Below are 19241 nucleotides of genomic sequence, written 5' to 3'. Positions count from 1 at the left end.
GCGGCGTTTTTTATTATGAAATGTTTTTCGATTTAAGCAAATCACGAATTTCCATCAGAATTTTCTGATCATCCGTGGGGCCTGCTGGTGCGGGTTCCGGTGCTACTTTGGGTTTCGTCAGTCTGTTAATACCTTTTATCATCATGAACAGTACGATGGCGATGCATAGAAAATTAATAACTGCGGCGAGAAAGTTTCCGTATGTCACACCTTTCCATGCAAGATCCTGAATATTTTTGGCTCCTGCAGCTTCAAGAGCAGGATTTAAAAGTAGCGGCGTAATCACATCTTCTACCAATGAAGAAACAATTTTGCCGAATGCAGCACCGATAATAACACCGACTGCCAGATCAATCACATTGCCTTTCACGGCAAATTCTTTAAATTCTTTAATGAAACCCATAGTTTTGTTTGTTTTAAGTGTTTTTAACGTTTTAATTTTTCATAAAATACATTTCATTCGCGGGAACCTCGTATTTTTATGCTAAATATAGATAAAATAACTGCATGAAGATTTATCCGGCCGAAAAAATTCGTGAAGCAGACCGACAGACCATTCAGGAAGAGCAGATTTCTTCTGCAGATTTAATGGAACGCGCCGCGAAGGCTAGTTACGATTGGCTTGTCAAATCAATAAAGAGTTTTCAGAAGATTGCGGTATTTTGTGGTTCAGGTAACAATGGCGGAGACGGTTTTGCTGTAGCAAGAATGCTTTGTGAAAAAGGTTTTCAAGTATTTGTTTTTCATGATCATAGTAAAGAAAAGATCTCTGATGATGCTAAAATAAATCTTGATAAGCTTAGTGGTACTAGCGTTGATCTTCGTGATTTTAGTGAAGCTGACCATTTTGATTTTGCGGAAACCCTAATTGTCGACGCAATTTTAGGAACAGGGTTCACAGGAAAAATCAATAAAAAACTTTCAAAAGTAATATCAGCGCTCAATAAAATTTCAACATCAAAAATATCAATTGATATTCCTTCCGGTATGTCTGCGGATCTTCCTTGCGAAGACACTGAAGAAATTTTTAAAGCAGATTTTACACTAAGTTTTCAATTCTGGAAACGCAGTTTTCTTCATCCCGAATGCGGAAAATTTGCAGGAAACATTCAGATTCTGGATATCGGCATCAGTAAAAAATTTTTACAGGAAAATGATTCAGATTATAGTTTAATAGGTGAAGATTTAATTTTAAAAATCTTTAAACCAAGAAACGAATTTGGGAATAAAGGCACTTTCGGAAAAGTAATGTTGGTGGCAGGAAGTTTTGGTAAAACGGGCGCCGCAGTTTTATGTACTCATTCAGCATTGAAATCGGGCGCCGGTTTGGTTGTAACGCAGTCGTCGAGTAGAAGCAGTGACATTTTGCAGGTCTCCTGTCCGGAAGCCATGTTTATAGGTGCGGGAAACTGGTTTGTAGAAAAGATTTATCTTGATGAAAAAGCAACATTTGGACTTGGTCCAGGTTTAGGAACCGATGAATTAACAGAAAAAGCACTTTTTTTCTTTCTGAAAAATCATATTAAACCTGTTGTTTTGGATGCTGATGCTTTGAATATTCTCGCTTCAGATAAAAAATATCTGCTTTTTATTCCAGAAAAATCGATCATCACCCCTCATCCGAAAGAATTTGAAAGGCTTTTCGGAAAAACTTCGAACTCATTTGAACGTCTCGAACTTGCAAGAAAAATGGCTGAGCTTTTTAATATTACGATCGTTCTCAAAGATCATCATACGCAGATCATTACACCGGAAAAAGAAGTTTTTTATAATGTTACAGGAAATTCCGGGTTGGCGAAAGGTGGAAGCGGTGATATTCTGACGGGAATTATCACTTCATTATTAGCGCAAAATTATACGCCAAATGACGCTGCCCTTCTTGGTGTCTGGCTGCACGGAACGGCTGCCGATTTAGCTGCAGAAAGACTTTCCCACGAAACGATGCTGCCGAGCGACGTGATTGCCGAACTCAGCAGTGTTTTCAAAAAATTAAATGAAAAGGTTACTAAAAAACTTTAAAATGTTTTGTCAACTTCCGGTTCGATGCGGTTGTTTTTAGAATAAATCATAATGGCAACTCCGGCGATCATGAAAGGAATGGAGAGAACCTGACCCGTATTTAACCCCGCAAACGAGATAAATTCGTCACCTTGTGGTTCTTTAAGAAACTCTACGAAGAAACGTACTGCCCAAAGGATGATGAAAAATAAGCCGAAAAGCCAGCCCTGCTGATATTTTTTATCAGTTTTTCTATACAAAACCCAAAGTAGAATAAACAGCGCAATATAACCAGCAGCTTCGAAAAGTTGGGTTGGATAACGCGGAACCGTAATTCCGTATTCGCTGCTCTGCTGCGGAAAGAGAAATGCAAACGGAGAATTTTCATCAACTTGTTTACCGATGATTTCAGAATTGAAAAAGTTTCCGAAACGCACAAATGCACCACCAATTGCCACGACAATTCCCAGACGGTCGTATACCCAGAAAGGATTTTTCTTAATAATTTTAAATGAGTAATATAGCGTCGTAAGAATTAAGGCCAATGTTGCTCCGTGACTTGCAAGACCAGAAAAACCGGTAAATTTAATTCCGTTTTTTGTGCTGATCGGTAAAAACACGCTCCAGAAGTCTTCTTTGAAAAGTTCAGGCTGATAGAAAATAACGTGACCCATTCTCGCGCCCAAAATGGTTCCGATAAGTGTCCAGGTGAAAAGTGGTTCAAGATATTTCATGTTTACACGGTCGATTGTAAACATTTTGTGCATCAGGAAATAACCGATCCCGAAAGCCAAAATAAACATCAGACTGTAATAGTGAATGGTGATGGGGCCAATGTGAATTCCTGTAGAAGGATCCCAGATTTTAAATTTGGTTTCTAACGAAACTTTTTCGTTTTCTGTGATCGTTTTTGGAATTTTTACAGCGTATTTGAAAGCATCAACATTTTCTTTTGTTACCTGATCTTCAATTTTGTTGTAATTTTTATCTAAAAACTGATAGCCTGAAGATTTGAAATTACTTAAAACAATTGAGCTACTAACGTAATGTGCCTCGTCAATATTTACCTTGTTTAAAATCACAATATTATTATCGCCACCCCTTTTTGAAAGTGAAAAACTCTGAAGACTGTCGAAGTCGGTGGTAGAATAAATTTTTACAGGAATTTGGCTTTCATTTACTTTCAAAGTACCGTCTGATAAGCCTTGCGGATAATTTTGCGCTAATACAAACTGCGCAAGCAAAGCAAAAACGACAACGTAAAATCGGATAAAAAATCTATTCATAATTTTGTAAAATTAATTTTCTGAGCGGGGTGGAACCGGATCGTAGCCACTTCCTCCCCAAGGATGGCAGCGAAGAATTCTTTTCGTACCAAGCCAAAAACCTTTAAAAAGACCGTGCGTTTCTAAAGCCTGCAACATATACGCAGAACAGGTCGGCTCGTAGCGGCAGTTTTTCGGAAGCAGCGGCGAGATCATCCGTTGGTAAATTTTAATTAAAACGACCAGCGGAAATTTAATTATTTTGTTGAAAGTAAGCCTCAAAACAGTGCAAAAGTAGTTTAAAAAATTTGAAATTAGTTTAAATTTGTTGTTCTTTCCGGTAATGAAGGCGAAGGAAATAATTACTTTGTCCGATTTCTAAAGTCAAAATTTCTAAAGTCAAAATTTTTATTACCGGGAATCTTAAAATCTGATATTTTGAATCATAATATACCTTTAGCAGAAAAACTTCGGCCGAAATCTCTCGATAATGTTTTGGGACAGGAACATCTTACCGGAAAAACGGGAACGATACGAAAGATGATTGAGAACGACAGTCTTAATTCGTTGATTCTCTGGGGACCGCCGGGAACTGGGAAAACGACCATTGCTGAGATTATTTCTGAAAAATCCGGGCGTAAATTTTTTAAACTTTCTGCCGTTTCTTCAGGGGTAAAAGATGTGCGCGACGTGATTGAAGATGCTAAAAAGCAGAATCTTTTTTCCGGAAAATCGCCGATTTTATTCATAGACGAGATTCACCGTTTTAATAAATCTCAGCAGGATTCTTTATTGCACGCAGTAGAAAAAGGCTGGATTGTTTTAATTGGTGCGACCACAGAAAATCCGAGCTTTGAAGTGGTTTCGGCGCTTTTATCACGCAGTCAGATGTATATTTTAAAACAACTGACTTTTGAAAAATTGGAAGAACTTGCAGATATTGCTTTAAAACAATTTAATGCCGACGAAAAAACTGATTTTTCTTTTGCCGATAAACAAGCTTTAATACAGTATTCAGGTGGTGATGGAAGAAAACTGATCAATTCGGTTGAACTTGTTTTGGGTCAGTTTAAAAATTCCGGAAAAATTGAAATTACCAATGAAGATGTACTTTCGGTTTTGCAGGAAACGATGGCGCTTTATGATAAAAACGGCGAGCAGCATTATGATATTATTTCTGCGTTTATAAAATCGATGCGAGGAAGTGATCCCAACGGAACTGTTTATTGGCTTGCCCGAATGATCGCAGGAGGTGAAGATATTAAATTTATTGCCCGAAGAATGTTGATTTTAGCAAGCGAAGATATCGGATTGGCAAACCCGAATGCACTGGTTATTGCAAACAGCTGTTTTCAGGCAGTGAATGTGATCGGAAATCCAGAATCGAGAATTCTACTAAGTGAAACTGCGGTTTATCTTGCAGTTTCTCCAAAAAGCAATTCCACTTATTCTGCAATCAATGAGGCGTTGGCTTTTGTCAAAAAAACAGGAAATCTTCCGGTTCCGTTACATTTGCGAAATGCGCCGACGAAGCTGATGAAAGATCTAGATTATGGTAAAGAATACAAATATGCTCATTCTTTCGACGGAAATTTTGTTGATCAGGATTTTTTGCCGGAAGAAATTAAAGATCAGAAATTTTATCAGCCGGGAAATAATGCAGTGGAAAAAAAAATTTATGAAGAGCTGAAAAAGAAGTGGAACGATAAGTATTAAAGAAGGCGCGGAAAATTCCAAAGGAATTTTCCGCGCCTCACAATTAACAATTAAAACTATTTTGCTGAAATGAATAGCATTTTTTTGCCGTTTACATCTTTTACTTCAGCAGTTTTTATCATCTCTGCGAAGATATTTGTATCGGAAGGAATTTCATAACCTTCAACCATTACAGGCTGATCTTTCGGCAATTTATATTGTTCGTTCAGTGAACCTGCGGAAAGGAAATCCAGCGTACCGAAATCTTTTTTAAATTTTATTTCAGCCAATCCCCGGTCAGAAATATCACTGAATTTTTTCAGATCTTGTGGTAAGGTTGCTGCTGATTTATAGACATGCATGCTTTGGATAAACTGCTTGTTGGCTTCAAACATATTAACCGTACCGATCGCGTTGTTTGCCACTGCAAATTTTACTGTATTACTTTTCTGCCCAAAAACGGTTGCAGAAGCGAAAATCAAAAGTGTATAGAGGATTTTTTTCATAGTGTAGGATATGATATGTTTAACGTGATAAATATACGCAAAAATTATTTTCACAAATCAATTATTTAATCATAGTTATAAAATATTGAATATTATATATTTTAATTTGAAGATTTCTATCATAATAGCCATTTAAATAATTTCGTGCAGATTGTAACAGATTTATATATATTCAAAGTTTTTTCTAAATGTCATAAAAAAAAACCCCACTTATAAAAGTGAGGCCTCTGATTATTATTTGATAATTTTAGTTGGAAACTTTGTGAATATTGATCGACGCAAAACTGGAAGATAAAAGTCCTGCGTTTAGAAGTCCGGTCTGATTCATTCCAAACGATATTCTGTCGCCTGCCTGAAAAGAATAGAGATTGGTAATGGTGCCTTCAGTAATCGTTAAATTTGCTATGGCTAGATTTATCCCATTAAAATTCTTGGAATCAATTACTGTAATTGTGTTAGCACGATTTCGCAGGATAGCAACATTGGGAGGTGTCGATAATAAAGAAGTTTGAAGACCACTTCCATAACGGAATGTGAAGCTAAGGTTATAGATACCAGTAGATGGTACTACATAACTATGATCCGAATCGGCTAATAATGTAGCTGCACCTATTGTGCGGTCAGTTGCTACAAAATTAATGACTTCATAACCTGACGGAAGAATTGCAATACTTGCCAGACCAAAACCTGAAGTTTTTCTTGCGGAGAATACGGTAGTATTTGTGATACCTTCGGTGCCAATCGTTGCAGGATCCATTTTTACAACTTCAAAACTGCCTTGGTTTACAGCAAGAATCATATGATTGTTCATGGTTGCTGCTAATGGTGTCGTTCTGATTTTTGTATTTCCATTTACATCAAGTGTGGCTGTAGGACTGCTTGTGTTGATGCCGACGTTTCCGGTTTGAGCGAATACTAACGGGAATATTCCTGAAAGTAACAGTGTGTAGATTTTTGATTTCATGATTTTGTATTTAAAATTAATATTGCCTCTTACAGTAACATTGTAAATTTAATACAAAATATGCATATAATCAATAAAATATTTACGAATAATAAGTTAAAATTACATAATTTGTAATAAAATATTAATTAAGATCTGATTTAAAATTAATTAGATACACCTACAAATTATAATTTGGTTAAAAATTTTAATCATTTAAGAGAAATTGATTAAATATTTTAAATTTTCAAGTAAAAAATTTGTATAATGTTATTTATTTACAATCATATTGAGGAATTTTTAGTAAATAGTAAATTTAAGATACCATTTCACTTTAAATATGAAAATGTTAGTATAATATTTTGAATAATTCTTCACACATTAATCCAGTTATTTTTTATTAAATCAAATAAAAATTCCGGACATTTTATGATTTTTTTATTTTCTGCAGATAGAAAAAACAAGGTAGTGGATGCCCTCGTGATTAATACTTTTTTTTCATTATAAATTTCATATTCAAACTCAATCCTCACATTCGGAATTTTTTTTAAAAAAGTATGAATTTCCAGTTTTTCATCGTAAAATGCAGGCTGTAAATATTTTATGGAATATTCTGCCACCGGAAGCCAAATTCCCTGCTTCTCGATCTCATCATAAGACATCCCTATACTTCGGAAAAGCTCAACGCGACCGAGTTCAAAATAGGTGGCGTAATTGCCATAATATACGTATTTCATAGGATCTGTTTCGGCGTAACGTACTCGTAATGTGTGTATTGAGTGAATCATAAAATTTTGTTAAATTTTTATACAAATATATTTTTTAATAATCAATAGCTGCATAATTTTTTTTTTGGGATAAAAAACTTCACCTTTGTCTTCCTCCGAAATATTACTACAAAACCATAATCAACTAGGGCATAAAATGGATGAAAATTTAATGATGATCTGGCAGAAATGCCTTCAGTTTATGCGGGATAATCTCAACGCAGCTGAGGACAATTCTGACCTGAAAAAGCTGGAAAAATCTTTCGACCTGCTTTTTGATAAGGTGCAGCCCATTTCGTTGGTTGACCACAACCTTACGCTTATGGTTCCCAGTGATTTTTATAAAGAATATATCGAAGACAATTACCTGTCGCTGCTTTCTGCTGCCCTGAAGAAAAACATCGGTAAAGGCGTAAAACTTTGGTATTCTGTGATGGAAAATAAACCCGCAGGAGAGGAAAAGCCGATGACGATGAATATGCGTGGCAAAACCGTCCCTACACCGAAAGTGCAGGAAACGATGCCTCAGGGTTTCTCCGGAAATATCGTCAATCCTTTTGTGGTGCCGGGAATCAAGAAAGTAAATATTGATTCTAATCTAAAAGCTGATTTTTCTTTTGACACTTACATTGAGGGCGAAAGCAATAAATTTGCAGCAACTGTGGCGCGTTCTATTGCGAAACGTCCAGGTTCTACGGCTTTTAATCCTTTATTTTTATACGGTGGTTACGGAGTCGGAAAAACGCATTTGGGTCAGGCAGTTGGTCTTGAAGTGAAGAGCCAGTTTCCTGATAAAGTGGTTTTGTATCTTTCTTCCGAAAAATTTATTCAACAGTTTATTTCGGCGGCGAAAGCTCATAAACAGACCGAGTTTGCCAATTTTTATCAAATGGTAGACGTACTGATTATAGATGATATTCAGTTTTTATCCGGAAAATCGGCGACGCAGGACAGTTTTTTCCATATTTTCGATTATCTGCATCAGAATGGGAAACAGATTATCCTTACATCAGATAAAGCGCCTGTGGATATTATGGATATTCAGGACCGTATTGTTTCTCGTTTTAAATGGGGACTTTCGGCGGAAATAAAATCTCCGGATCTTGAAACACGAAGAAAAATCATCGTTGACAAACTAAGCCGTGACGGTATTGTTCTGACGGATGATATGCTGGATTTTCTGGCAGCAGAAGCCAAAACAAATGTTCGCGAACTGATCGGAGTTATTAACTCAGTCATAGCATATTCTACTATTTATAAGTCAGATTTAAGTCTTGAACTTTTAAAGGAAACCATAAACAAGATCACCGCAAATCAGCGCAAAGTCATAAATATTCCTTTCATTCAGGAAGTGGTTTGCGAATATTTTGGTATTAAGCGCGAGCAGCTTTTATCTAAAACTAGAAAAAGAGAAATTGCGCTTCCTAGACAGTTGGCGATGTATTTTGCGAAAGAATTTACCAACGCAACATTTACAAAAATCGGTGAAGAAATGGGCGGAAAAGATCATTCGACTGTAATGTATGCGTGCGATACGATAAAAGATGTTTCAAAAATTGATAAAGAAGTAAAAAAATACGTGAAAGAGCTGACAGAAAAGATAAAAATGTAGCGACATCACTTTTGTTATTATATAAATGGAGAATATTTTATTCTTCATTTTTTGTTTAATTTTGATTTTAAAGCGAAGAAAATTCAATGAAAATATTAATGGTTTGCCTTGGCAATATTTGCAGAAGTCCGCTCGCAGAAGGCATTATGAAAACAAAACTGGGCGGCGATTTTTTCGTAGACTCAGCCGGAACAATTGATTTACATAAAGGAGAACATCCCGATAAACGTGCGGTAGAAACAGCAAAAAATCACGGCGTTGATATTTCGAAACAGTATTCAAGACCGATTACTGCGCAGGATTTGGAAGATTTTGACAGAATTTACTGTATGGATTCTAAAAATCTTGAAGATGTTATATCGCTCGCGAAAAATGATGAGCAGCGAAGCAAAATCGCTTTGCTGATGGAAGCTGCTGATCTGAAACCACGCGAAGTTGCCGACCCTTATTTTGGCGGTGTAGAAGGTTTTGAGACCGTTTTTAAACAAATTGATGCAGCCTGCGAATCGATTGCAGAAAAACTTTCCACTTTAAAATAATGACTAAAATCTGACGTATGCTTTTCCTTTTACCCGCTTATCTATCAGAAAATACTCCGGTCTCGCATTTTGGGCCGGTGATCCAAGAATACATCATGCAGACCAATTTTTTCTTTGTTGAAAACGAGAAAACGGCCCGCAAAGTCATCAAGTTTTTTGCTCCGGAAAAAAAACAGTCAGATCTGCGGCTTTTCCTTTTGGATAAATACACCGAAAGTGCCGACATCAAAGAAGCACAGGAAAGAATGCTTGACGGACAAGATTTTGCGCTCCTCAGTGAAGCTGGACTTCCCTGCATTGCAGATCCCGGGAATCTCATTGTGAAATGGTGCCATGAAAAAAATATCAAAGTGATTCCTGTTTCAGGGCCTTCGTCGATTATTTTAGCTTTAATTTCAAGCGGTTTTAACGGTCAGGAATTTACTTTCAACGGCTATTTACCCATCGATAAATCTGAGAAAAAGAAAAAAATTCTGCAGCTGGAAAGTGAAATGCAGAAGACAGGTTTCACACAGATTTTTATGGAAACTCCTTACCGTAATGTTCCGCTTTTTGAGGATCTTACGAAAGTATTATCTCCAAACACGAAACTTTGTGTAGCTGCCAATATCAACGATCCACAAGGTGAAATGATTAAAACAAAATCTATTAAAAACTGGCAGAAAACGACGCCTGAACTGCACAAAATACCGGCTATTTTTTTAATAGGAAAATAAGTTTAACAAACGTTAACATGACTTTTGCACCATCTTTGTGATTCTGGTCATAACATTAAAATTATATAATCATGACCGAAAAGAAATTAGCAGGATTGTGGATGGATAAAGAGAAAGCCATCGTAGTAAAAAATCATGATGCTCAGAATGCATTTAAATTTTTCCTATGTTCTCCTGTAAAAGCTACCATCCAGCACGGAAACTCAAGTGAAAATGCCGGAAATAATGCTGAGCAGACCAATAAGGCAAAGTATTTCAAAGAAATTGAGCATTTACTGATCAATTCTGAAGAAGTATTGGTAACTGGTCCGGGAACAATTCAGGAAGAGTTTAAAAATCATCTGAATGATACGGCTCAGTTCAAAAATCTTAAAGTAACTTTAGAAACCTCTCAGCAGATGTCTGAAGATCAGGTTTTAGAATTGGTGAAGGAGCATTTTAACGCATAATATTTACATCAGTAAAAAAATCCGGAAATCAATAGATCTCCGGATTTTTTTGTTATATTTTTCTTCGGTTTCTCCACTTTTTCCATCCAAATATTAAAAAAGGAATCAGGAGGAAGAAAGGCCAGAAAGAAATTAATCCAAGAAAAAAGGCTACAAAACTGTTCCAGCCCTGTGTGAATGAGTCGCCAAAACGGCTGCCGAAACCTACAGTTGAAGTTGTAGAAGTTCTTACTTTTTCCTTAAAAAGTATCAGTTCCAGCGTGCTGAAATTTACACGGTCATCGATAAACTTCAGGCGGCCTTCAGATACATCAATCTCATCTTCGAGTTCACGTATGTTTTCCTGAATCTCGAGCATATCTTTCGTCGTCTTTGCATTCAGCAGCATATCTCGATATTTATAAAGATATATTTTCTTATTTTCAAGTTTAATCGAAACATCCGTATATTCTTCAGTAAGGTCATCCGACGAAATATTTTTAGAAAGGACCGAGCCCACGCCGTCTGAAAGCGAGTTGACGAGTGCATCAAAGTTTCTGTGAGGAACGCGTATCGTTAATGCTAAACTTTCACTCATGTCACTGTTGTCAAATTCTTCCTTCTGTATGTACGCGCCGTTATCTTGGATGGCTTCTTTGACTTTAGTCTGAGATTTCCCGATGTCGCCCACCTGAATTCTTACTGCTCCGTTTTTGACTATTTTTTTATTGAAAGATATATTCAGCGAAGATTTTTTATTGACTTCAGATTCATCATTTGTCGCATCAGAAACATCATCGGTGCTTGTAACTGCTGAAGGCGGTGGCGGCGGCATTTCTGCAGCTGCAACGCTTGGTTCATCGATCACTTCCATCAGATCAGCTTTTAGCTGCGGTTGTCCTTCAGGATTATTGCAGCTAAAAATTAACAGGAGAAAAACAGGAATGAAAATTTTCTTCATGAGTCAAGTTTTTAATTTGTTTAAATTTAATCATAAATTAAGAATTAGTTTTTATTTTTAATCCATGAAAAACAGACTGCTCGCTTTTGCATTTCTTCCCGGATTATTTCTCAGTCAGACTAAACCCAAACTCAGTGATGATATGGCATTGAAATTAGCCGAAAAACCGCTGCACTGCATTCTTCAGGAATATCCAAACAAAACGGCGCACATCATTAATAACGCCGGCGAAGCGGCTTTAACGCCAAAAGTTTTACATCCGGCATTTTATGGCTGTTTCGATTGGCATTCTTCAGTACATGGCCACTGGATGCTCGTCCGTCTGCTGAAAACTAAACCTTCATTGTCGGTCGCAAAAGACATCGAAAATATTTTAGATCAATCATTCACAAAAGAAAATCTCCAGTCTGAAGCTGAATATTTTAGTAAATATCAGCTCACGACAACATTTGAGCGCACTTACGGCTGGGCATGGCTGTTAAAACTTGACCAAGAACTGATGACATGGGATCATCCGAAAGCAAGAATCTGGCACCAGAATTTAAAACCGCTTACCGATAAAATTATTGCTTCGTGGAAAACGTATCTCCCAAAACAAACCTACCCAAATCGTACAGGTGTACATCCAAATTCAGCGTTTGCGATGGCATTTGCGATTGATTGGGCTCGGGCCGCCAAAGATCAGGCGTTTGAAAATCAGCTTACTGAAAAAGCAAAATATTTTTTTCTGAAAGACGAGAAAACACCCGCTTATCTCGAGCCGGACGGTTCAGATTTCTTCTCGCCAAGTCTTGAAATTGCCGATCTTATGCGCAGGGTTTTGCCTCAAAAAGATTTTGTGAAATGGTTTGATGCCTTTTATGATCAGCGAAGCCTGGAAAATATCAAGAAAATTCCGGTGGTGAGTGATCTTTCAGATTATCAGACGGTGCATCTCGTTGGGCTTTCATTTTCAAAAGGCTGGTGTATGAAAGGCATCGCGAATGTTTTACCTGCAGGTCATCCTCAGAAAAAAACGTTTAGCAGTACCGCAGATATATTTCTTAATAATGCTTTGCCCTTGTTGTTTCAGGGGAATTATGGAGGCGATCACTGGCTTTCAAGTTTTGCGGTCTATGCTCTGGAAGATTAATATCTGATTCTTATTTTTTTTAAAATAAAACTTAAAAGCCAGACCGGCCCAATGAGAAGGAACTGCAGGTCTTTCAGAAAAGATGGTTTTTTGCCTTCAATTTTGTGCCCGACAAACTGAAAAATCCACGTGATAACAAAAACAATTGTGTAAACCGACCACGGATGATCGTATCTGGTATTTACGCCGTACACGAAACTTTCCATCAAAATCATCAGGAAAAACATAATGAAACCTAGCACGAATGAAAGTCTCATGTAAAATATCGTGACTAAAATTATGGCTGCCACGCTCACAAAACTGATGCATCCGATATAAATAAAGCAGATCGATTTGGAAGGAATCAGAGAAATAAAACCGAGAATCGACCAGAAAATCAGCGGCACACAAAGCCAGTGAATCAGCTTATTGGCAGCGTTTCTGTGACTATCACCGTACTCGGCAAAAAGCGAATCTATTTTTCTCATGACGTTCTTCTTTGGTTGCTCTAAAATAAAAAAAAATAACAGAAAATCTTTACATTAAATTTCGGTTTTTCAACATAAGATTATGCTTATTACTCTAAATGTTAAAGTTTTGGAAATAGCAATGTTATATAGTATAAAAGCCAAAAAGCTCATGAGTAAAGGGCCCAGCACACGTGCGTCAACTTTTCGGGAAGACCTGAAAGTCTCTTTCACCCATGCGAAAGACTTTCGGGTAAACTTGATTTGCCCTTGCACAACTGCAAGATACTTCCGGGAAAGTTTTGCCTACAAGATCTGTTTTTTCTGAAATTCAGCATTAAAAAAATCCTCTGCAAAACGCAAAGGATTCTATGTATAGGATAATCTGCTTATTTAATTTTTAAAATATGATTTTACATCTGCAGAATCAAACGTAAACGCCGCGCTGTTCTCGCTTTTATCAAGTTTTTTATTAATAGAAAGCGCCCAAAGCACCAGCTCTTTGCAGAAGTTTTTATCCTCAGCGCTCATCGCATCGATATTTTCTTCAATCAAAACATTCAGCGGAGTGATGCGGTCGAGTTTTGCGTAAAATTCTTTATCTGTATCGCTGTAATTCAGCTCAAGTGAATTTTTATTAAACCACTGAATCAAATCGGTGTATGGCGTTTTGATGCCTTCTTTTTCAAGTTTCGGAATTCTTGGGAAAAGACTTTCAAACTGCAGCATTACCGCCTGATCAATCAGTATTTTAGCAACGAAATCGGCACCTTCCTGCTCGCCTTCGTACACGAGTTCAATTTTTCCGCTGATGGATGGAATGATCGACATGAAATCTAGAAGCCTGATTTTTGTTTTATCTGAACCGGTTTCGATCAGTCTGAGTTTAGCAGCTGCGAACAGATTCTCCATGGCACTGATCGTCAACCTTGCGCTGACACCGCTTTTCGCATCAACATATTCGCTGTCTCTCGCTGCAAACGCGACCTCTTCCAAAAGATCTTTTGCCAGCTCCGGAATCTGAATTTTTGCACGGTCGTCAGCAGAAATTGTGGCCTCCTGCTCGGTAATCGATCTTGCCAAAGCCACGGTCTGCGGATAATGTGTAAAAATCTGCGAACCAATTCTGTCTTTCAAAGGCGTTACAATGCTTCCACGGTTGGTGTAATCTTCAGGGTTTGCGGTGAATACAAACTGAATATCCAAAGGCATTCTCAGTTGGAAACCACGGATCTGAATGTCACCTTCCTGCAGAATATTAAACAGAGAAACCTGAATTCTAGCCTGAAGATCGGGCAGTTCATTCAGCACAAAAATACAGCGGTTGGCTCTCGGAATCATTCCGTAATGCAAAACGCGCTCGTCGGAGTAGGGAAGTTTCAGAGTTGCCGCTTTTATGGGATCGATATCGCCGATAAGATCGGCAACATTTACATCGGGTGTGGCCAGCTTTTCAAAAAACCGGTCTGAGCAGTGTACCCACGAGATCGGTGTTTCGTCGCCTTTCTCTGCCACAAGATCGCGCGCAAATTTCGAAATCGGCTCAAACGGCGAATCGTTGATTTCCGAACCTTTTACAATCGGCATGTATTCATCCAAAAGGCTTACCATGCTTCTTGCAATACGTGTTTTCGCCTGTCCGCGAAGCCCGAGAAGATTAATATGATGACCGGCAAGAATGGCTTTCTTAAGCTGCGGAATTACGGTGTCTTCATATCCCCATAGGCCTTCGAAAACGGTTTCTTTTGCCTGAATTTTAGCAATCAGATTATCCTGAATTTCCTGGCTGATGGTTTTGTGTGTATATCCTGAAGATTTTAATTCTTTAAATGTTGTATCGTTTTTCATTTTTTTTACTTGGAATGATTTTTTTATTTTTTAACTAAAGTTGTGTTTGAAACATCAATCTCGCAGCCCGACTTGAACGGAGCTCTTTTTGTGAGGAGGTACGACGAGCAAAAAAGCGGGAGTGGAAGGCGGAATAAGCTGCCCAAATTATTATTAAATTAAACTTGTACCCTTAACTTTTGCCGTCGATTTTCTTAAATTCTTTTAATCCTGTTTTTCTCATAATCTTCAAAGATCATTTCACCGAGATTTGAAAGTCCGGTGAGGAAAGCTTTGCCTTTATTTTGTGCCGTGAATGCATTCACAAACTTTCTGAGGTAAGGATCCTGCGCGATCATAAATGTGGTGATGGGAATTTTCAATTTTCGTGCCTGCGCAGCGCGGTTCAGACATTCGGTAACGATTCTTTCATCAAGACCGACGCTGTTCATATAATATTCACCGTTCGGAAGTTTAAGGCAGCTCGGTTTTCCGTCGGTAATCATGAAAATCTGCTTGTTGGTATTTCTTTTCCGACGGAGAATATCCATGGCAAGTTCCAGCCCGGCAACGGTATTGGTGTGATAAGGTCCGACCTGCAGATAAGGTAAATCTTTAATCTTGATAGGCCATGCCTCGTCACCAAAAACAATAATGTCGATCGAATCTTTAGGGTATTTTCTTTTGATCAGTTCCACCAAAGCCATCGCCACTTTTTTGGCCGGTGTGATGCGGTCTTCGCCGTAGAGAATCATCGAGTGGCTGATATCGATCATCAAAACCGTGCTCATCTGTGCTTTGTGGCGCGTTTCTTCCACGATTAAATCATCTTCGGTAAGTCTAAGATCGGCAATTCCGTTGTTGATCTGTGCGTTTTTGAGACTTTCGGTCATATTCACCAGCGAAAGATCATCACCGTACTGATACGAACGGTTGTCGCCGTCTTTATCTTCGCCAACGCCCGACTTATTGGTCCGGTGATTTCCGATGCCGCTTTTCTTCAGCTTTCCGAAAATCTGGTCTAAGGCATACTCACGCAAAGCTGCTTCCAGCTTGGCAGTAAGTATGTTTTTGCCTTCGCCACTTCCTGTGTTTCCTTCTTTATTTTCATCCTCTCTTTTAATATAGCCGCGTTTGCGAAGATCTTCTTCAAAATCTGCAAGTGTATATTCGTCGGTGAAAATATCGTATTCTTTATCGAGCATCTCGAGCCACTCAAAAGCTTCCTCAATATCTCCGGAAGTGTGGGTGAGAAGATCTTTAAACACATCAAAAACACGGTCGAAGTGTGAAACTTCTTCGGGAGTGTATTTGCTGAAGGTAAATCCCTGATTAAAATTAAACTGTTTCTTCTTCATTAGTATTTCTTGTAATAGCATACAATTTAGGGAATTTAAATTTCAGATCAAATCATCAGCGAATAGAAAATATGAATGACTGTTATTTTGGTAAATACAATAATCTACCTCTAAGATTTACAGATAATATTTCTACTTAAATTTGCCATGTCTAAACCTATATTTGCTATTACTAAAAATTCAGAATGAAAGACTTAATGGGACGCGCGATCTGTGATTATTTTCAAAACGGAAATACTGAAGATCTGCAGACAGAAACTTCAATTTCCGAACTCGATGAGCTTCCGGTAGACTATCTTTTCAGAGATTTTGATGAGATGAATAAAATCGAGCAGAAAGCTTTAGAACTTTCTAATGGAAAAGTGTTAGACATTGGGGCTGGAGCGGGTTCGCATTCGCTTTACCTCCAGAATGAAAGAAAATTGGATGTTACGGCACTGGATATTTCTCCATTGGCAATTAAAGTGTGCCAATTAAGAGGAATTGAGAAAACAGCTGCCCAAAATATGCTTGAATTTTCAGCAGAAACTTTCGATACGATCCTTCTTCTAATGAACGGAACCGGAATTTTTCAAAGCCTGAATGTGATTGATATTTATTTACAGAAACTTTATTCTTTACTGAACAGAAAAGGACAAATCCTCATCGACAGCACAGATATTCTTTACATGTTTGATCAGGACGAAGACGGCGGAGTTTTGATTCCTGCAAATGGATATTATGGCGAACTGGATTATATCGTTCATTACAAAGGCGAGTCGGAAGATCCTATCAAATGGCTGTATCTTGATTTTAATACTTTACAAAATGCTGCAGTAAACAATGGTTTTAAAGTTGAAATGATTGTGAAGGACGAAGATTCTTATCTGGCAAGACTGACAAAGAAATAGTTTTTCAGGAAAAAATGCTTTGATTGCGCTCAGTATCTCTTTATATTCAAACAAAAAAGACGCACGATTTGTACGTCTTTTCTTATCTGAAATATTAGAATATTATCCTATCTCAATTCCATTCTCAACGGTTTCCTCAGGCATCACAAATGACAGTTTTCCGTCGGCTTTTGTTGTCAGCAACAGCATTCCCTGAGATTCAATTCCACGGATTTTTCTTGGAGCAAGGTTTAATAAAATCATGACCTGCTTTCCGATTACTTCTTCAGCAGTAAAGCTTTCTGCAATCCCTGAAACAACCGTTCTTACGTCAACACCTGTATCAACAGTCAGTTTTAATAATTTGTCTGCTTTTTCAACTTTTTCAGCCGTTAAAATTGTTGCTGTTCTCAAGTCTATTTTCGTGAAATCATCAAACTGTATTTCGTCTTTCATGGGGTTGGCGTTAGGGTTTGTTTTTTTATTGCTTTGTTTTGTATTTTCTAATTTCTGGATTTGAAAGTCAATCACATCATCTTCAATTTTTGAGAAAAGAAGAGACGATTCGTTGATCTGGTGTCCGGTTTCAATTAAAATATTTTTAGTTTCAACATCATTCCATGTTGATTTTTCAACATTAAACATATTCAGTAACTTCTCAGAACTGAAAGGCATAAATGGTTCACACAACTGTGCCAAGCCAACTGCAATCTGAGCACCTACAAATAATGACTGAGCTGCTTTTTCCGGATTGTCTTTAATGGTTTTCCAAGGTTCTTCAGCCTGAAGATACTGGTTTCCAAAACGTGCCAAATTCATTAATGCAGTTAAAGAATTTCTGAATTCATAGTTTTCGAGAAATCCTGAAATTTCTTTCGCTGATTTATTTATTTCCTGTAATTCAGGTGCATTTACGTCACCTTGAGGAACAATTCCATCATAATATTTATGAATCAAAACGGCAACTCTGTTGATAAAGTTTCCGAAAATCCCAACCAATTCCGAGTTGTTTTTAGTCTGGAAATCTTTCCACGTAAAGTTGTTATCCTTTGTTTCAGGAGCTGATGAAAGCAATGCGTAACGCAAAACATCCTGCTGTCCCGGAAATTCTTCTACATATTCATGTGCCCAAACTGCCCAGTTTCTTGATGTGGAAATTTTATCGTTTTCAAGATTCAAAAATTCAAAAGCCGGAACATTTTTCGGCATAATGAAATCTCCGTGAGCCTTCATCATCGCAGGGAAAATAATACAGTGGAAAACAATATTATCTTTTCCGATAAAATGAACCAAATCAGATTCTTCACTTTGCCAGTAATCTTTCCAGTCTTTTCCGTTTTTCTCAGCCCATTCTTTGGTGAAAGAAATATAGCCAATCGGTGCATCAAACCAAACATATAAAACTTTTCCTTCTGCATTTGGAAGTGGAACAGGAACGCCCCAATTCAGATCTCTGGTCATTGCACGAGGCTTTAAACCGTCGGTTAACCACGATTTTACCTGTCCGTAAACGTTTGGTTTCCAGTCGTCTTTGTGACCTTCAATAATCCATTTGTTTAAGAAATCTTCATATTCATTTAAAGGCAGATACCAGTTTTTGGTATCTTTTAAAATCGGAACATTTCCACTCAGCATTGATTTTGGATTGATCAGTTCTGATGGAGAAAGGGTGGTACCACATTTCTCACACTGATCTCCATAGGCATTTTCATTGCCACAGTTTGGGCAGGTTCCAACGATATATCGGTCTGCTAAGAATTCATTCGCCTGCTCGTCAAAATACTGCTCAGACATTTCTTCTGTGAACTTTCCTTTTTCGTAAAGCACTTTAAAGAAATCCTGACTTGTTTCCCGGTGATTGGCTGATGTAGTTCGTGAATATTCATCAAACGAGATTCCTAAATCTGCGAAAGATTTTTTGATAATTTCATGATATTTATCTACAATATCCTGTGGGGTAACGCCTTCTTTTTTAGCACGTATAGTAATTGGGATTCCGTGCTCATCACTTCCGCAGATAAAAGCAACATCTTTTCCTGATCTTCTCTGGAATCTTGCATAGACATCTGCAGGAATGTAAACACCCGCCAAATGCCCTATATGAACCGGTCCGTTAGCATAAGGCAAAGCCGCTGTAATCATCTTTTTGTTTGACATTTTATAGTAGAATTTAAATCGT

General features: G+C 37.7%; 19 protein-coding genes. 8 read left to right on the top strand and 11 right to left on the bottom strand.

Annotation, left to right across the window (positions count from 1 at the left end):
- Positions 1-13 precede the first annotated feature (13 nt).
- Positions 14-403: a large conductance mechanosensitive channel protein MscL gene (gene mscL, locus ASG01_RS03345; RefSeq protein WP_055859871.1), complete on the bottom strand. Its 390-nt coding sequence runs from the start codon at positions 401-403 to the stop codon at positions 14-16.
- Between the two features lie 104 nt (positions 404-507).
- On the opposite strand from mscL, the gene ASG01_RS03340 reads away from it, so the two are divergent.
- Positions 508-2019 carry a bifunctional ADP-dependent NAD(P)H-hydrate dehydratase/NAD(P)H-hydrate epimerase gene (locus tag ASG01_RS03340; protein ID WP_055859868.1) on the top strand — a complete coding sequence of 504 codons (1512 nt, stop codon included), beginning with the start codon at positions 508-510 and terminating at the stop codon, positions 2017-2019.
- On the opposite strand, the gene lgt is transcribed toward ASG01_RS03340, so the two are convergent.
- Together lgt and yidD are read right to left on the bottom strand one after the other, a co-directional pair.
- Positions 2016-2861 carry a prolipoprotein diacylglyceryl transferase gene (lgt, locus tag ASG01_RS03335; protein WP_055862131.1) on the bottom strand — a complete coding sequence of 282 codons (846 nt, stop codon included), beginning with the start codon at positions 2859-2861 and terminating at the stop codon, positions 2016-2018. The two genes, ASG01_RS03340 and lgt, sit on opposite strands and share 4 nt — an antisense overlap.
- Positions 2862-3296: 435 nt before the next feature.
- Positions 3297-3521 (bottom strand): membrane protein insertion efficiency factor YidD, encoded by a 225-nt coding sequence (gene yidD / locus ASG01_RS03330; protein ID WP_055862128.1) that lies wholly within the window; start codon positions 3519-3521, stop codon positions 3297-3299.
- A gap of 180 nt (positions 3522-3701) precedes the next feature.
- On the opposite strand from yidD, the gene ASG01_RS03325 reads away from it, so the two are divergent.
- Positions 3702-4979 carry a replication-associated recombination protein A gene (locus tag ASG01_RS03325; protein WP_055859865.1) on the top strand — a complete coding sequence of 426 codons (1278 nt, stop codon included), beginning with the start codon at positions 3702-3704 and terminating at the stop codon, positions 4977-4979.
- A gap of 56 nt (positions 4980-5035) precedes the next feature.
- Here ASG01_RS03325 and ASG01_RS03320 read toward each other — a convergent pair whose 3' ends face one another.
- From ASG01_RS03320 to ASG01_RS03310, 3 genes are all read right to left on the bottom strand, one after another.
- On the bottom strand, positions 5036-5464 hold the full coding sequence (locus tag ASG01_RS03320; RefSeq protein ID WP_055859862.1) for a hypothetical protein: 429 nt from the start codon (positions 5462-5464) through the stop codon (positions 5036-5038).
- A 247-nt stretch (positions 5465-5711) separates the two neighbouring features.
- Complete coding sequence (locus ASG01_RS03315; RefSeq protein ID WP_055859859.1) at positions 5712-6428, bottom strand: hypothetical protein; 717 nt, start codon at positions 6426-6428, stop codon at positions 5712-5714.
- Between the two features lie 353 nt (positions 6429-6781).
- Positions 6782-7195 carry an acyl-CoA thioesterase gene (locus tag ASG01_RS03310; RefSeq protein ID WP_055859856.1) on the bottom strand — a complete coding sequence of 138 codons (414 nt, stop codon included), beginning with the start codon at positions 7193-7195 and terminating at the stop codon, positions 6782-6784.
- Between the two features lie 136 nt (positions 7196-7331).
- On the opposite strand from ASG01_RS03310, the gene dnaA reads away from it, so the two are divergent.
- The 4 genes from dnaA to ASG01_RS03290 all read left to right on the top strand — a co-directional run bounded on the left by dnaA (position 7332) and on the right by ASG01_RS03290 (position 10490).
- The gene (gene dnaA / locus ASG01_RS03305) at positions 7332-8786 is read left to right on the top strand and encodes a chromosomal replication initiator protein DnaA (RefSeq protein WP_055859853.1); all 1455 of its coding nucleotides are present in this window, start codon (positions 7332-7334) and stop codon (positions 8784-8786) included.
- Between the two features lie 86 nt (positions 8787-8872).
- Positions 8873-9325: a low molecular weight protein-tyrosine-phosphatase gene (locus ASG01_RS03300; RefSeq protein WP_055859851.1), complete on the top strand. Its 453-nt coding sequence runs from the start codon at positions 8873-8875 to the stop codon at positions 9323-9325.
- Between the two features lie 17 nt (positions 9326-9342).
- Positions 9343-10041: an SAM-dependent methyltransferase gene (locus ASG01_RS03295; RefSeq protein WP_055859847.1), complete on the top strand. Its 699-nt coding sequence runs from the start codon at positions 9343-9345 to the stop codon at positions 10039-10041.
- A 71-nt stretch (positions 10042-10112) separates the two neighbouring features.
- A complete protein-coding gene (locus ASG01_RS03290) occupies positions 10113-10490 on the top strand; it encodes a hypothetical protein (RefSeq protein ID WP_055859844.1) in 378 nt (125 codons plus the stop codon).
- Between the two features lie 52 nt (positions 10491-10542).
- Here ASG01_RS03290 and ASG01_RS03285 read toward each other — a convergent pair whose 3' ends face one another.
- Positions 10543-11430 carry a DUF4349 domain-containing protein gene (locus ASG01_RS03285; protein WP_055859841.1) on the bottom strand — a complete coding sequence of 296 codons (888 nt, stop codon included), beginning with the start codon at positions 11428-11430 and terminating at the stop codon, positions 10543-10545.
- A gap of 64 nt (positions 11431-11494) precedes the next feature.
- On the opposite strand from ASG01_RS03285, the gene ASG01_RS03280 reads away from it, so the two are divergent.
- The gene (locus ASG01_RS03280) at positions 11495-12562 is read left to right on the top strand and encodes a DUF2891 domain-containing protein (protein WP_055859838.1); all 1068 of its coding nucleotides are present in this window, start codon (positions 11495-11497) and stop codon (positions 12560-12562) included.
- On the opposite strand, the gene ASG01_RS03275 is transcribed toward ASG01_RS03280, so the two are convergent.
- The 3 genes from ASG01_RS03275 to ASG01_RS03265 form a co-directional block, all read right to left on the bottom strand.
- Positions 12559-13029: a DUF962 domain-containing protein gene (locus ASG01_RS03275; protein ID WP_055859835.1), complete on the bottom strand. Its 471-nt coding sequence runs from the start codon at positions 13027-13029 to the stop codon at positions 12559-12561. The two genes, ASG01_RS03280 and ASG01_RS03275, sit on opposite strands and share 4 nt — an antisense overlap.
- Before the next feature lie 372 nt (positions 13030-13401).
- Entirely contained in the window at positions 13402-14856 is a 1455-nt protein-coding gene (locus ASG01_RS03270; RefSeq protein ID WP_055859833.1) for a sigma 54-interacting transcriptional regulator, read from the bottom strand.
- 194 nt (positions 14857-15050) lie between these two features.
- Positions 15051-16193: a vWA domain-containing protein gene (locus ASG01_RS03265; RefSeq protein ID WP_055859830.1), complete on the bottom strand. Its 1143-nt coding sequence runs from the start codon at positions 16191-16193 to the stop codon at positions 15051-15053.
- A gap of 185 nt (positions 16194-16378) precedes the next feature.
- On the opposite strand from ASG01_RS03265, the gene ASG01_RS03260 reads away from it, so the two are divergent.
- Positions 16379-17083 (top strand): class I SAM-dependent methyltransferase, encoded by a 705-nt coding sequence (locus tag ASG01_RS03260; protein ID WP_055859827.1) that lies wholly within the window; start codon positions 16379-16381, stop codon positions 17081-17083.
- 102 nt (positions 17084-17185) lie between these two features.
- Here ASG01_RS03260 and metG read toward each other — a convergent pair whose 3' ends face one another.
- Positions 17186-19219, bottom strand: coding sequence for a methionine--tRNA ligase (gene metG / locus ASG01_RS03255; RefSeq protein ID WP_055859824.1), 2034 nt, complete (start codon positions 19217-19219; stop codon positions 17186-17188).
- Positions 19220-19241 lie beyond the last annotated feature (22 nt).

The sequence above is a fragment of the Chryseobacterium sp. Leaf180 genome (assembly GCF_001424585.1).
GTDB lineage: Bacteria > Bacteroidota > Bacteroidia > Flavobacteriales > Weeksellaceae > Chryseobacterium.
This window is presented reverse-complemented; position numbering and strand designations above follow the sequence as displayed.

Excerpts from the sequence above, each read along its gene's own strand:
- ASG01_RS03320 (WP_055859862.1), bottom strand. The coding sequence starts at position 5,464 with ATGAAAAAAATCCTCTATACACTTTTGATTTTCGCTTCTGCAACCGTT.
- ASG01_RS03260 (WP_055859827.1), top strand. The coding sequence starts at position 16,379 with ATGAAAGACTTAATGGGACGCGCGATCTGTGATTATTTTCAAAACGGA.
- dnaA (WP_055859853.1), top strand. The coding sequence starts at position 7,332 with ATGGATGAAAATTTAATGATGATCTGGCAGAAATGCCTTCAGTTTATG.
- ASG01_RS03280 (WP_055859838.1), top strand. The coding sequence starts at position 11,495 with ATGAAAAACAGACTGCTCGCTTTTGCATTTCTTCCCGGATTATTTCTC.
- ASG01_RS03265 (WP_055859830.1), bottom strand. The coding sequence starts at position 16,193 with ATGAAGAAGAAACAGTTTAATTTTAATCAGGGATTTACCTTCAGCAAA.
- ASG01_RS03310 (WP_055859856.1), bottom strand. The coding sequence starts at position 7,195 with ATGATTCACTCAATACACACATTACGAGTACGTTACGCCGAAACAGAT.
- metG (WP_055859824.1), bottom strand. The coding sequence starts at position 19,219 with ATGTCAAACAAAAAGATGATTACAGCGGCTTTGCCTTATGCTAACGGA.
- ASG01_RS03340 (WP_055859868.1), top strand. The coding sequence starts at position 508 with ATGAAGATTTATCCGGCCGAAAAAATTCGTGAAGCAGACCGACAGACC.
- ASG01_RS03275 (WP_055859835.1), bottom strand. The coding sequence starts at position 13,029 with ATGAGAAAAATAGATTCGCTTTTTGCCGAGTACGGTGATAGTCACAGA.
- ASG01_RS03285 (WP_055859841.1), bottom strand. The coding sequence starts at position 11,430 with ATGAAGAAAATTTTCATTCCTGTTTTTCTCCTGTTAATTTTTAGCTGC.
- ASG01_RS03300 (WP_055859851.1), top strand. The coding sequence starts at position 8,873 with ATGAAAATATTAATGGTTTGCCTTGGCAATATTTGCAGAAGTCCGCTC.
- ASG01_RS03315 (WP_055859859.1), bottom strand. The coding sequence starts at position 6,428 with ATGAAATCAAAAATCTACACACTGTTACTTTCAGGAATATTCCCGTTA.
- mscL (WP_055859871.1), bottom strand. The coding sequence starts at position 403 with ATGGGTTTCATTAAAGAATTTAAAGAATTTGCCGTGAAAGGCAATGTG.
- ASG01_RS03270 (WP_055859833.1), bottom strand. The coding sequence starts at position 14,856 with ATGAAAAACGATACAACATTTAAAGAATTAAAATCTTCAGGATATACA.
- ASG01_RS03295 (WP_055859847.1), top strand. The coding sequence starts at position 9,343 with ATGCTTTTCCTTTTACCCGCTTATCTATCAGAAAATACTCCGGTCTCG.
- ASG01_RS03290 (WP_055859844.1), top strand. The coding sequence starts at position 10,113 with ATGACCGAAAAGAAATTAGCAGGATTGTGGATGGATAAAGAGAAAGCC.